General features: G+C 63.7%; 15 protein-coding genes and 1 riboswitch. Of the genes, 7 read left to right on the plus strand and 8 right to left on the minus strand.

The genetic code is table 11. The features are described from left to right. Position 1 precedes the first annotated feature (1 nt). From cbiB to C2I35_RS05415, 3 genes are read right to left on the minus strand one after another with little or no spacing between them, the layout of a single operon-like run. On the minus strand, positions 2 to 937 hold the full coding sequence (gene cbiB, locus C2I35_RS05405) for an adenosylcobinamide-phosphate synthase CbiB (RefSeq protein WP_103762028.1): 936 nt from the start codon (positions 935 to 937) through the stop codon (positions 2 to 4). Continuing rightward, complete coding sequence (locus C2I35_RS05410) at positions 934 to 1,707, minus strand: hypothetical protein (RefSeq protein ID WP_103762029.1); 774 nt, start codon at positions 1,705 to 1,707, stop codon at positions 934 to 936. The genes cbiB and C2I35_RS05410 overlap by 4 nt, the downstream gene beginning before the upstream one ends. Next, entirely contained in the window at positions 1,704 to 2,282 is a 579-nt protein-coding gene (locus C2I35_RS05415) for a histidine phosphatase family protein (protein WP_103762475.1), read from the minus strand. The genes C2I35_RS05410 and C2I35_RS05415 overlap by 4 nt, the downstream gene beginning before the upstream one ends. 53 nt (positions 2,283 to 2,335) lie before the next feature. On the opposite strand from C2I35_RS05415, the gene cobU reads away from it, so the two are divergent. The 3 genes from cobU to C2I35_RS05430 are packed head-to-tail and all read left to right on the plus strand — an operon-like array spanning position 2,336 to position 4,588. Next, positions 2,336 to 2,866: a bifunctional adenosylcobinamide kinase/adenosylcobinamide-phosphate guanylyltransferase gene (gene cobU / locus C2I35_RS05420; protein ID WP_103762030.1), complete on the plus strand. Its 531-nt coding sequence runs from the start codon at positions 2,336 to 2,338 to the stop codon at positions 2,864 to 2,866. Beyond that, positions 2,850 to 3,866 (plus strand): nicotinate-nucleotide--dimethylbenzimidazole phosphoribosyltransferase, encoded by a 1,017-nt coding sequence (cobT, locus tag C2I35_RS05425; protein ID WP_103762031.1) that lies wholly within the window; start codon positions 2,850 to 2,852, stop codon positions 3,864 to 3,866. Before cobU ends, cobT begins: the two co-directional genes overlap by 17 nt. Continuing rightward, entirely contained in the window at positions 3,863 to 4,588 is a 726-nt protein-coding gene (locus tag C2I35_RS05430) for an adenosylcobinamide-GDP ribazoletransferase (RefSeq protein ID WP_245890411.1), read from the plus strand. Before cobT ends, C2I35_RS05430 begins: the two co-directional genes overlap by 4 nt. Before the next feature lie 19 nt (positions 4,589 to 4,607). On the opposite strand, the gene bluB is transcribed toward C2I35_RS05430, so the two are convergent. Further along, entirely contained in the window at positions 4,608 to 5,282 is a 675-nt protein-coding gene (gene bluB / locus C2I35_RS05435; RefSeq protein ID WP_103762032.1) for a 5,6-dimethylbenzimidazole synthase, read from the minus strand. 263 nt (positions 5,283 to 5,545) lie between these two features. Beyond that, a riboswitch (cobalamin riboswitch) is annotated at positions 5,546 to 5,751 on the plus strand. Positions 5,752 to 5,787: 36 nt separating this feature from the next. Here bluB and C2I35_RS05440 point away from each other — a divergent pair. From C2I35_RS05440 to C2I35_RS05450, 3 genes are all read left to right on the plus strand, one after another. Then, on the plus strand, positions 5,788 to 5,964 hold the full coding sequence (locus C2I35_RS05440; RefSeq protein ID WP_103762033.1) for a CbtB domain-containing protein: 177 nt from the start codon (positions 5,788 to 5,790) through the stop codon (positions 5,962 to 5,964). 4 nt (positions 5,965 to 5,968) lie between these two features. Next, positions 5,969 to 6,670: a CbtA family protein gene (locus C2I35_RS05445; protein ID WP_103762034.1), complete on the plus strand. Its 702-nt coding sequence runs from the start codon at positions 5,969 to 5,971 to the stop codon at positions 6,668 to 6,670. Positions 6,671 to 6,744: 74 nt separating this feature from the next. Continuing rightward, a complete protein-coding gene (locus C2I35_RS05450) occupies positions 6,745 to 7,242 on the plus strand; it encodes a hypothetical protein (protein ID WP_103762477.1) in 498 nt (165 codons plus the stop codon). On the opposite strand, the gene C2I35_RS05455 is transcribed toward C2I35_RS05450, so the two are convergent. After that, the gene (locus tag C2I35_RS05455) at positions 7,232 to 7,525 is read right to left on the minus strand and encodes a DUF1636 family protein (protein WP_245890412.1); all 294 of its coding nucleotides are present in this window, start codon (positions 7,523 to 7,525) and stop codon (positions 7,232 to 7,234) included. The genes C2I35_RS05450 and C2I35_RS05455 overlap by 11 nt on opposite strands. A 951-nt stretch (positions 7,526 to 8,476) precedes the next feature. Between C2I35_RS05455 and C2I35_RS05460 the strand changes: the two genes are divergently transcribed. Further along, on the plus strand, positions 8,477 to 8,830 hold the full coding sequence (locus C2I35_RS05460) for a hypothetical protein (protein WP_146049973.1): 354 nt from the start codon (positions 8,477 to 8,479) through the stop codon (positions 8,828 to 8,830). 11 nt (positions 8,831 to 8,841) lie between these two features. On the opposite strand, the gene C2I35_RS05465 is transcribed toward C2I35_RS05460, so the two are convergent. The 3 genes from C2I35_RS05465 to C2I35_RS05475 all read right to left on the minus strand — a co-directional run bounded on the left by C2I35_RS05465 (position 8,842) and on the right by C2I35_RS05475 (position 12,092). Continuing rightward, positions 8,842 to 9,864 carry an META domain-containing protein gene (locus tag C2I35_RS05465; protein ID WP_170067128.1) on the minus strand — a complete coding sequence of 341 codons (1,023 nt, stop codon included), beginning with the start codon at positions 9,862 to 9,864 and terminating at the stop codon, positions 8,842 to 8,844. Between the two features lie 96 nt (positions 9,865 to 9,960). Next, complete coding sequence (locus C2I35_RS05470; protein WP_245890413.1) at positions 9,961 to 10,719, minus strand: hypothetical protein; 759 nt, start codon at positions 10,717 to 10,719, stop codon at positions 9,961 to 9,963. Continuing rightward, positions 10,719 to 12,092: a metal-dependent hydrolase family protein gene (locus C2I35_RS05475; RefSeq protein ID WP_245890414.1), complete on the minus strand. Its 1,374-nt coding sequence runs from the start codon at positions 12,090 to 12,092 to the stop codon at positions 10,719 to 10,721. The genes C2I35_RS05470 and C2I35_RS05475 overlap by 1 nt, the downstream gene beginning before the upstream one ends. Positions 12,093 to 12,190 lie beyond the last annotated feature (98 nt).

Genomic DNA, 12,190 nt, shown 5'->3' on the forward strand with positions numbered 1-12,190 from the left:
CTTAGAGCAGCGCAAGACCGGCCAGCGCAAGGGCGCAAAGTGTCATCGCGCGCCGGTAGAGCGACAAGGCGCGCAACAGATCTTCGGGGGTCGGATCGGGGGCGGCGCCGTTCAACCAGGGCTCGTCGTTGGCGCGCCCGTCATAGATGCGGGGGCCGGACAGCCGGACGTTCAGGGCACCGGCCATCGCGGACTCGGGCCAGCCCGCATTCGGGGACCGGTGCCCGGGCGCGTCCTGCTGCATCACGTGAAGCGTGTGAAAGAACGCCCCCGAGACCAGTGCGAAGAAGATGCCGGTCAGGCGGGCGGGGAGCCAGTTGACGCAATCATCCAGCCGGGCGGCGGCTTTGCCGAAGGCCTCGAACCGGTCGTTGCGGTGGCCGATCATGGAATCCATGGTGTTGATGGCCTTGTAGGCGGCGATGCCGGGCAGGCCCAGGATCACGCCCCAGAAGACAGGAGCGATGATGCCGTCGGAGGTATTCTCGGCAAGGCTTTCGGTGGCTGCCCGCGCGATGGCCGGCGGATCAAGTTGGCACGGGTCGCGCCCGACGATCATGCTGACGGCGTGACGGGCAACTGGCGTATCCCCGGCGGCCAGCGGGCGCGCCACGGCGGCAACATGTGCGTGCATGGAACGCATGGCGACCAGCGGCCAGGCCAGCCCTGCGCCGATCATTGCGCCGACCCAACCGTGGGGCAGGACAGCCTGAACGAGCAGAGCGGGCAGGCCAGCGAGAAGGGTGATGCCCGTGACCGTCACTGCGCCGGCGATCAGACACCGGCGGCGGGAGCCGGTGTTTAGCCGGCGCTCGGCCATGTTAATGGCCTGGCCAAGCCAGGTGACGGGGTGGCCGATACGGGCGTAGAGCCTGTCGGGCCAGCCAAAGGCGAGGTCCAGCGCCAGAGCGCCCAGCATCATCAGTGCGAAACTCATGCGCGGCCCGTCTCGAAGTTGAAAACGGATGTGAGGCCCGCTTCTTGCAACGCGGCTGCGCCTTCTGGCGGGATGGTTCCCGGTGCAAAGATCAACCCGCGAGCGGATCCAGTATGGGCGCGCACTGTGCCCAATGCGCCGAGATCCCTTGCGAGATCGGCCATCGGATCGCACGGGCCACGACGCGCTGTGCAGCGACGCGCGGACTCCGAGGCGATGGCAGCAACACGGGGAAGGTCGCGTGCCAAGGTCGCATCGGCCCATTCATCGGCTAGGTCCGACACGTCGTCGAATGCATCGTCCTGTGCGTCGGTACAGAGGGGCGCGCCCCACAGACCGCCAAGGATCGTGGCACTGGGCGGGGCGGGCATCGCTCTGATCACCTCACCCGACCGCGACGCCCAGAGGTGCTGATCGGGCGCGTAGAACATTAGCGGGTCGGTGGCGCCCTCGATGGCGATGCAAGCCTTGGCCAACTGTTCGGGTGTGCCGCCATACCCTGCTGCTCTGGCGGCCGCCACCAGCGTTGCCGTCGATCCGCCTGCCCCGATGCCAAGCGCGAAATTGCGGCTTGCGCCGGGAAGGGCACCCAGCCCCAGGTCGCTTGCAAAGCGGGCGAGTTGATCCGCGTTGAAAGGCAAGGCCTCCTCGGACGGGGCCGTGACGCGCATCGCGGAACAGGCCAGGGTGATCAGGGCGACGGGCCCCGAAGGCCCGAGCCGGCCCTGAATCCATTCACCGAAATGACCGCAGACCGTGGCATGCGTCATGTGCGGTTGACCTCGATCACCGAAAACGGGCCGTCGGGGCCACACCGCAGCCGCGTTACCGACAGGTGCGCCACCTCGAATGCCAGCCCGCCGGGGCCGTGTCCGGTCACGAAGCCGAGCGCGGCGCGGATCACGCCGGCATGAACGACCAGCGCCACCGGGCCGTGCGCCGCGGCGTGGCGCCCATACTCGATCAGGGTGGGGGACACGCGCGCGCAGAGGTCGTCGAAACTTTCGCCGCCGGGTGATCGGTGGGCTGCCAGGGTCGCGCTGTCCAAAACGCCGATGTCGGGTAGCGCGTCAAGCGCCATGCCGTCATGCGTGCCGAAGTCCTGCTCCCAAAGCCGTGTATCCTGTTCGTATGTGCCGAAAATCGCGTCGGCTGTCTGGAGGCAGCGTCGTGCCGGACTGCTGATGACCCGCGAGATGGAGGTCAGCCGATCTTTGAGTTGGGCGACCGCCTTGGTGTCGAGGGCAGCCTCGACATCGGTGCGGCCATAGAGGCGTCCCGGAACGGCCACTTGGGCGTGACGGATCAGGACAAGCTCTGGCCGGATGGGCGCAACGGGTTCCAAGACGTCGCCTTTCAGCTTTCTTTTTTCCTCGAAAAGTGCTTTCCCACGCTGCAATGAAAAAGTCGATACTCATCACCGGGGGGGCACGTTCCGGCAAGTCCGCACTGGCAGAACGGATGGCTTTGCAGCCCGCCGGCCGGGCGATCTATATCGCCACGGCGCGTCTGCACGCTGGCGATGACGAGATGGCCGAGCGCGTGGCGAAACACAAGGCGCGGCGCGGTGCGGCGTGGCAGGATGTTCATGCGCCGACCGACCTGGCCGGAGCATTGCAAGACACCGATGGTACACTGCCTCGGCTCGTCGATTGCCTGACGCTGTGGTTGACCAACCTCATCCTGGAAGACAGCGATTGGTGGGGCGAGACCGGCAGGTTGGTCAAGACGCTGGAGCGCCAGGCCGCGCCGGTCGTTTTTGTTACCAACGAGGTGGGGCAGGGGATCGTCCCGGAGAACAAGCTGGCCCGGCTGTTCCGCGATGCCGCGGGGCAGGTGAACCAATCCGTGGCGCAGGCCTGTGAAGAGGTTTGGCTGACCGTGGCGGGCTACCCGATGAAGGTGAAGCCGAATGACCATTCTTTCTGACGTCTCGTCGCTGGACGAGGTTGCGGGCCTCGCCGGTAGTTTGCCCCTATCCGACGATAAGGCGGCCGAGGCGGCGCTGGCGCGACAGAACAGCCTGACCAAGCCGCCGGGCGCGCTGGGGCGGCTGGAGGAACTGGCTATCTTCATGGCGGGTTGGCAAGGCAGGGAACGGCCCGCCATCGCCAGCGCGCAGTCCCTGGTCTTTGCGGGCAATCACGGTGTCTGCGCGCAGGGGGTCAATCCGTTTCCACAGGATGTGACGGCGCAGATGGTGGCGAATTTCGAGAACGGCGGCGCCGCGATCAATCAATTGTGCCGCGCGAACGAGGCCAATCTGTCGGTGATTGCGCTGGAGCTGGACCGGCCGACTGCGGATATCACCGCCGCGCCGGCCATGTCGGACGCTGATACACTGGACGCCCTGCGCCGCGGGGCCGCGGCCGTCGATCCCGCCGTCAGCGTCTTGATCCTCGGCGAGATGGGTATCGGCAATTCGACCATCGCCGCCGCGATGGCCAAGGGCGCATTCGGCGGAGACGCGGCGCTTTGGGTCGGGAAGGGAACGGGGTCAGATGACGCAGGGGTCGCGCGCAAGATCGACGTGGTGTCACGCGCCTGCACGCTTCACGCGGATGCCGTTGGGCTGGACATTCTTGCCCGGCTCGGCGGGAGGGAGCAGGCGGCGATCTGCGGCGCCGTGCTGGAGGCGCGGGCGCGGCGTATTCCGGTCATCCTCGACGGGTTCATCTGCACGGCCGCGACCGTGCCGCTTTTTGCTGCCGACCGGCAGTTTCTCGACCATTGCCTTGTCGGTCATGTCAGCCGTGAGCCGGGCCATGCGCGGCTTTTGTCGGAACTGGGGATGCGGCCGATCCTGTCGCTGGACATGGCGCTGGGCGAAGGGTCGGGCGCGGCGATTGCGCTGGGCGTGTTGCGCGCGGCGCTGGCCTGCCACAACGGGATGGCGACATTTGCCGAGGCGGGGGTGTCGGGTCAATGAACCTGCAAGCGCGCGTTGCCGAGTTTCAATTGGCGGTGATGCTGCTGACCCGGCTTCCGGCGGGTCGGATCGGTGACGACCCGCCGACGATGCTGGCCGCAAGGTGGGCGTTCGTGCCGGTGGGGTCCGTTGTCGGCGCTCTGACGTGGATGATTTTCAGTCTGGCGGAGGCGATTGGCGCGCCGGATCAAATTTCGGCTCTCCTGGCGTTGGGCGCAATGGCGCTGGTCACTGGAGCGCTGCATTTCGATGGGCTTGCGGATTTTGCCGACGGCCATGGTGGCGGACGTGACAAGGCGCACGCGCTGGAGATCATGCGCGACAGCCGCATCGGCAGCTACGGCGTGGTTGCGGTGGGGGTGGTCGCGGCGCTGTGGGCGGTGTCCGTGGCCGCCGCCGATCCCGGCTTTTGGGCGTTCGTCGGCGCAGCGATGCTGAGCCGGGGGGGCATGGTCGCGGTCCAGGAGAGTCTTACCCCGGCCCGCGCGGATGGTCTGGGGAAAAGCGCGGCGGGCCGCAGCAGGGCCGCGCGGGGCGTTCTCGCGGCTTTGGCGGCTGTGGCGCTGGTGATTTCGCCTTGGACGCTGCTGGCCTGCGCGATGGTGACAGTTGCCATCGGCTGGCTGGCATGGCGAAAAATCGGCGGACAGACCGGCGATGTTCTGGGGGCCGTGCAAATGGTCTCGGAAACCGCGATCTGGGTCACGCTGGCGTGCCTTTGACGGCCTTTTTGCCGGGCTGTCAGTCCTGCCAGCCCTCGTACATGATAAGGTCATCGAGCGATATCCGCTGCCGCCACCCCTTGGCTGCCAGTTCGGGCTGGTCGTAGAGCTGATCGACATATCCCACGCAGAGATAGGCCACCAGCTCGACATGTTCGGGGATGCCGAGCAGAGCGGCGATTTCGCGGTGATCGAAGATGCTGACCCATCCCACGCCGATCCCCTCGGCGCGGGCGGCGAGCCATAGGTTCTGCACCGCGCAGACTGTCGAATAAAGGTCCATGTCACGGTTGTGCGTGCGCCCGAGGATCACCTTTCCGCCGCGGGTACGATCGCAGGTGACCACGATATTGAGCGGCGCTTTGGTGATCCCTTCGAGCTTCAACGACCTGTAGGCGGACTGACGATCTTCGGGGAACATGGCGGCGGCTTCTTCGTTGGCGCGGTTGAAGATGCTGTGCACCTGGGTTCTGAGTTCGGCGTCACGCAACAGAATGAAGTTCCACGGCTGCATGAAGCCGACGGAGGGCGCGGCGTGGGCCGCTTCGAGGATTCGGCGCAGCGCGTCTTGGTCGATCGGGTCTGGTAGGAACTCGTTCCGCACGTCGCGGCGCGCCTCGATGATGTCGTAGAGACATTGCCTTTCGTGCGAGGAAAAGACACGCGCCGGACTTGGCTTGAGTTGATCCGCCATGGAGGGGCTCCGGGATGGATGCTGCGAATTTCAGGCGACCCTATCGGAGGGCGATGTCGTGTGAAAAGCGTCGGCAAGCGGCATTGCTTTGATGTCCGGCGCGGCGGTTGTCGTGTCTATGTCAGAGTGGGGCGGGACTTTGCAAGCCTGACACAGAGTACGTTTCCAAGCCGGCCAGGGACGTTCGCTTTGCGGTTCAGTCGCTGGGTTCGAGATTCGCCTATCGTTTTGCGTTGTATTGTTGACAGGTCGCGGTGCTTGCTAGACTAACGACAGTGATCAGTTCCATTTCCGCAAGAAATGGAGAACAGGGAACGCGGTGCGCCTGAAAACATTCGGCAATTCCGTGGCTGTCCCCGCAACTGTAGGCGGCGAATCAGGCTGAATACGTCACTGGAGCAATCCGGGAAGGCCAGCCAGACGATGAAGACCCGCAAGCCAGGAGACCTGCTGATCGCGACTGAAACCACAAGGCCTTCGGGTGTGAAGGCAAAGAGGTACTACTATGATTGTAAAGACTGCATCCACCGCACAGGCAACATCGGCCTCCGGGCTGGTTTCGGTGATCGCCATCGCCGCGCTGGGCCTTGGCGTGATCTTCGTGGCAGGCCACGTTCAGGCCGCGGCGCTGCACGACGCGGCGCATGACGTGCGTCACGCCACCGGCTTCCCCTGCCACTGAACCGATGTTCACGCGTCTGCTGACCAGCGCCTTGTTCGCTGGCGCTGCCGCAGGGTTGATTATCGCCCTGGTGCAGCTTTTTTTCGTTCAACCGGTCCTTCTTCATGCCGAGCTTTATGAAGGTGGCGACCTGGTGCATTTCGGGACCGAATCGACCGCTTCAGCCACGCCAGAGCTGCCGGGCTTCGATGCCGTGCGGGATGGTTTGAGTATCATTTTCACGATGCTGATCTATTCCGGTTACGCGATGATCCTGGTGGCGCTGATGTCGCTGGCTGAAAGCCGTGGTGCGGCAATCGACGCTCGCACGGGCCTGATCTGGGGCGTTGCCGGGTTTGTCGCGGTACACCTTGCACCGGGCTTTACCCTCGCGCCGGAAGTTCCGGGCGTGGCTGCGGCGGATGTCTACGAGCGCCAGATCTGGTGGTTTGCAACCGTGCTGACGGCCGCGATCGCCATGTGGCTGATCGCGTTCAGCCGGAACTGGGCCGGATGGGGTGCAGCCGTTGTGCTCTTACTGGCGCCGCATGTCATCGGTGCGCCCGAGCCTGAAGTCTTTACCGGACCGGTTCCGACCGAGATCGGCGCCTTGTTCGCGTCGCGCGCTCTTGGAACCGGACTGGCCGCCTGGGTCATGCTGGGGGCCTTCGCGGGCTTCTTTTGGTCGCGCGAAAGTGAAACGACCGGCCAGGCTCAGACCGTCTGACACTGGCACATCATTGCTCGGGCGCGTGCCTTGCGCGCCCGTTCTCTTTATCGAACATGACGTTGGATTCGCCCATGGACCGTTCCATTCCAATGCTTCTTATCGGCCTCGTTTTCGGCGGGGGACTTGGATTCACGGTGGCTGCGGCGAACGGCGTCACCTTTGACGGGCATGATCATGGCGATCCGGCTCCTCATGGCGGTCCTGAGCAGCACGCCGGCGCGGCCATGCACGATCATGGCGCCATGTTGTCGGTCCCGGCGGGCGCCGATGCGCCGAAGCTGGAGATCGAGGTGACGCCTGATCCGTCCGCCGGCTGGAACCTGCATATCATGACCGAGAACTTTCGGCTCTCGCCGGAGAATGCCAGCCGCGCCCATGTTCCGGGCGAAGGACATGCCCATGTCTATGCCAACGGCGTCAAGCTGGCTCGCGTCTATGGCCCCTGGATGCATCTGGAGACCCTGCCCGAAGGCGAGGTGGAACTTGAGGTGGTATTGAACAGTAACGATCACCGGCCACTGGCCGTGGGCGGTGCTCCGGTTGCGCAGAGCGTCATGCTCAGCAACTGAGCGCCGGGACGCGGCCGACCAGACAAAACCGAAGTCTACCGCATGGCTGCGCGTCCTCGATCCAGCCGTCGGGGGCGGCAAGATAGGCGTGCAAGGTTGCGACGATATCTTCTGCATCCGCCGCCGGATCTACCCCGTTGAAGAAATATATGGCCCGGCCCGGCCCCTGCATAGCCATGGAAACCGGACTGGCACAGCCATTCATGCACCCGCGTTCGACGATACTCACCGCGTCTGCCAGCCCTGTGGCCGTCAATTCCTCGCGCAGAGGTCCAAAGTCCAAAGGACCGCAGTTCTGACAGAAATGGACAGTGGCGGAGGGGTTCATTCGGTGTCTCGCGTTGCGTCGTCACGTTGAGGCATACAGATCCTGCGCCTCTGGTCAATTCGGGCAGGATTTTGAGGCGTGGCCCGGACCGCTCAGCGTCTCGGGCTTTCCAGTTGGGCATCTGCCTCCCTGCGGTCAAACGCAACCGCACAGGCGTTCAGCAGGGCGCTGTCGCTGTGCCAAGGGCGATTGGCGGATCGCGTATCGATGACCGTCACCGTTTGAAGTCAGCGCCAAGGGGACGGTTTAAGCTGGTTTGATAAGGGAACGTTTCGAGAACCTGAGTTGAGGCAACGTGTCGGCATGCTAGCTGAAACGCTGCATCGGGCTTTCCAGCCAACCCGATCTCTCTCGGGATTGCCCTTCTAGGCATGTTGTATCCTGATGATGCAAATAGATGGAGCGGCAAAAGAACCGATGAAGGGGTGTGTAGATGGGGTATCTGGCTGCTGACCCGTGGCATCGGGCGGCATGGCCGTGGCACCACCGCCCGATCACTTGATACACGCAGGAAATAGACAAAACGCGGTGCATCCAAATTTGTCGCTCGGCCTTTCGTCGATACCGATTCAGAGAATTTCCTGCCGATAATCCGATCGTTGGGTGTCGAAGCTATCATGTTCGTCGCCTCGTCAGCGAAGGTCTGATCCGCACTGTGGACGTTGTCGAGTCGACTAATAAAAGCCCGATAAGACGAAAGTGCTGAAGCGCCTAGGGCGCATTATGTACATGTCTAGATGGGCGTATTGCCGACCTTCGCTGCACGATGGCGGAACGTCTGCTTATTGGATCCAAAGAAGGTTGATGTCTTTTTTCTCCGCAAGGGAAAATCTGCATTTCCGGGTTTGAAAGGCGTTTGAACAAATGGCACCGTATCCATTATCTCCCTCAACAGGACACACACCCGTGCGACACACCATTCTTCGAATTGCTATTACAGGCTTTATTGTGCTTGCGGCGCACCCGTCTTCTGCGAATTCTCTATTGCGACAGATCGATCGAACAGGGCTGACGCAGCAGGATCTCAACATCATGGTCCGAACCGGTGGAGAGCTTTATGCCAGCCGGAAAGCGCTGCCAGGGGACGATACGATCTGGTCGAACCCTGAGACGGGAGCTTATGGATCGGTTGAAATCGCGTCTGTCTCCGGCAATTGTGTCGGACTGAACTACAAGTTCAGGACGCGCCGGCAGGCCCGCATCCATACAGTGCAGACGCAACGGTGTCTGACCGATGGCCGCTGGATCCTTGCGCCTTAATACAGCAGGTTTCAAGGCAGATAGACGGCTTCCAGTTCCGCGAGGCTCCTGCCCTCATCATCCATGAGGCGTAGGCTGCCCCCGCCGATCAAATGCGTGGTTGCCGCTTCCAGAACAGCGCCCAGCCGTGCTTCCCACATGGCAAGGTCGTCAGGGCAGGCCATCATCGTGCTGGCCGGTTGACCGAAGGATAGTGTGCTTTCGGAGACGGAGACGCTGCCGCGCATCATGTTGCAGCCGACCGACGCATTGAACGTCTTCTCGTCCGGGCGGATCACGAGAAAGGGCTCGCGCTCTGGCGGCGACCAATCCAGACTTTCGCCTTCCAGAGAAGCAATCCGCCAGACTGTACCATCCAGGGTCGGAGATTTCGTTGCTCGGGCGCAAGTTTCACCCGGCCACGTTGCTCCAAGCTCCGTCACTGTAACAGTCGGGCGCGGGGGCCCTTCCATCTGCTTGCGTGTGTTTATGGTCCCATCGACCGTCACGAAAAGAGGTTCCGCCGGGGCGGGCCTGTCCCGCAGGTAGGCCTCTTCAAGGGCAAGATAACCGGCCTCCTGCGCAACGGGATACTGCCGGCCCGTGGCGCAGTGGACGAATGTCGGCGCATCGGCAAAATACGTGAACATCCCGGACATGGGCATTGCGATCCCGGTCGGATCAAGCTGGCCTGTCGTTACAAGGTCACCGGATGCATCTTCGGGTGCCCCTGGAGGTCGCAAACGTTCCGCGTTGCGCACCTCCAGGATGATGTCGCTGCCATCAGTGCCCAGCACCAACGTGCCGGATTCGCCGTTCGCGTGCCACCGTCCGGCGTGATCCTCTGTGGCACCGTCCGGGGAGGTGCGCCGCAGGTGAAAGGCCTGATCTGGCCAGATATCAAGGTGCCAGGCGCCGGTTTCGGTCTTTCCGGTATAGGTTGCGGGCGTCAGGGCGCCGTGGGCGCCGACAAATGGCTCGGGCGATTGGGCCATTCCAGGAGTGGCGGCCTGCGCCAATAGCGCCGCGAACGCGGCTGTGCGAAGAGCGTGCATGGTGAATCTCTTTTGCGTCATGTTCAGTTCTCAAATGGAAAAGGCCCGCGACTATTCCCTCTGTAGACAGCGACAAGCCTGGGTTCGAAAAAAGGCTCAGAAGCGGTAGGTCGCGCCAATGATCGGGCCGCTCATGCTGCCCTCGAAGTTGGCACCGTTGTCGTTGTAATCAACAAAGAGGTGCCGCCATCCGCCGGACAGGTAGAAGTGGTCGCTGACCTTGTAGTTCGCGGTCACCGCCGCTTGCCACGTCGCGTCCGACCCGACGCCGAACCCGCCTGCGTCCACGTAGGCCAGCAGGGACCAGCGGGGAGACAGTTGCGTGTTCGTCCGCAGCGCGACGATCGGATCCGTGAAGTTGGCCTCTGGCGCCACGCTGACACCGGCCAGTGGCACGGACACCGAGCCATCAATACTCCAGAACCGGGCGCCGCCGAGCAGGTCGAGCGTCGTTCGTGGGTCGGCCTGGAAGCGTTTGCCCGCCGCCAGGGTGGCCGACCGCATCGTCAGCTTGCCGGAGGCCGGGATGCCGGGCGGCACCCGACCGCTTCGCGACGACGAAGAGTAGGTAAGGTCGCCAAAAAAGACGAGTTCACCCCGGCGCGCCAGGGCCGTCATGAAAAAGGCACCGTCCGAGTCCTTGAGGACATCCGAGAAAGACCGGTCGAAGGAGAGCTGCGGCGCGCCCGGAAACGGTCTGAAATCGCCAGACACGCTCGCGCCCCAACCGTAGAGCGTGACCTGGCCGGCCCAGTCAGACGACCCCGCTTGCACCGCGCCGGGAGTCAGCGCCGCACTGGCAAGACAGGCCGCGGCGGCAAGGGGGCGCAAATTTTTGAACAGATTGAAGAACATCACAGCGTCTCCTTGAAGACACGCCCGCCCTTCATGACAAGGCGCAGGTTGTTTTCGGGATCGTCGAGGAAATCGAGAGCGGTTTCGGGATCGCCATCCCAAACGAGTATGTCGGCCAGCGCCCCTTCGGCGATAACCCCGAGCGCACCAGTGTAGGGTGAGCGCTCACCCGACAGGGCGAGCAGTTCCCCTGCCGCGCCCGTGGCCATATGGAGGGCCTCGAGAGGCGACATGAACCTTGCCAGCTTGGCAAGCTGACGCCCTTGCGAGGCCGCGCCCCCCGGATTGAGAAGCACATCGGTACCGAACGCCATGTTGACGCCTTCGGCGCGGCCCGCCTCGAATGCCCTGACCGTTCCCTGTGCGACCTCCTGCTGCTTGGCCTGGGCTGCCGGATCGGAGTATTGGTTCGCGTCCTCGTCGGCGAGGAATGGTTGAATGCTCCACCAGGCGCCGGCGTCGGCCATGGCGCGGATCGCCGCATCATCCGCCAGTTGGCCGTGTTCGATCGAGCGCACACCAGCTTCGAGGCAGCGCTGGATGGCCTTTGGCGTATAGACGTGAGCGCAGACATAGGTGCCCCAGTCCGCCGCCGCCTCGACCGCCGCTTTCATTTCGTCGAGCGTATATTGTGTCGTATCCAGCGGATCGTATGGCGACGCCACGCCGCCGCCCGCCATTATCTTGATCTGGCTGGCACCCTGCATCAGTTGTTCGCGGGTCTTCCTCAGAACTTCGGTACGACCGTCTGCGATGGCGGCGACGCCTGCGCTTTCGGTGTAGTCGAGCGTATCGCCGCTCGTCTTGGGCAGAGTATTCAGCAAGCGGAAGTCGCCGTGGCCCGAGGTCTGCGAAAGCATCGCGCCGGAGGGGAAGATGCGCGGGCCGGTCACGGCGCCTTGGTCGATCGCCATTTTCAGGCCGAAGACCGGCCCGCCGGTGTCGCGTATCGTGGTAAACCCGCGCATCAGCGTCGCCCCGGCCTCTCGCCCGGCCATCAGGTGAACCCACCCGATATCCTGCGTCAGCGCCGCCAGCTTGCTGATGCCGACAAGGGTGGCGTGCCAGTGACAATCTATCAGGCCCGGCGTGACGGCGCGTCCGCCACAGTCGATCACGGTCGCGTCCTCCGGGCCCGCCCCGGTGGCTGGCAAGCCGGTGATACGCCCGCCCTCGACAAGAATGTCCCGGCCTGTCTGCATCTGAAGGGTGGTCCCATCAAAGAACCGCAAGTTGGTCAGCAGCGTCGGTCGGCCGGGTGTCTGCGCGCGCAGGTCGGTTGGCGTAAGGCCGAACCCCGCGAACATGCCGACAACCGCCGCGATGCCGCCCAACAGCCTCCGGCGTTTCAGGTCGGCTTCGATCCGATCCATGGCCGCCTGTGTTTCAGGGGCCCCGCACAGGCACGGGTTGATCGGCTCAATTCCACTTTCGATGCTTTCGCAGCATGACATACACATTTCAAAGAACT

It is taken from the genome of Roseovarius confluentis (genome assembly GCF_002917925.1).
Taxonomy (GTDB): domain Bacteria; phylum Pseudomonadota; class Alphaproteobacteria; order Rhodobacterales; family Rhodobacteraceae; genus Roseovarius; species Roseovarius confluentis.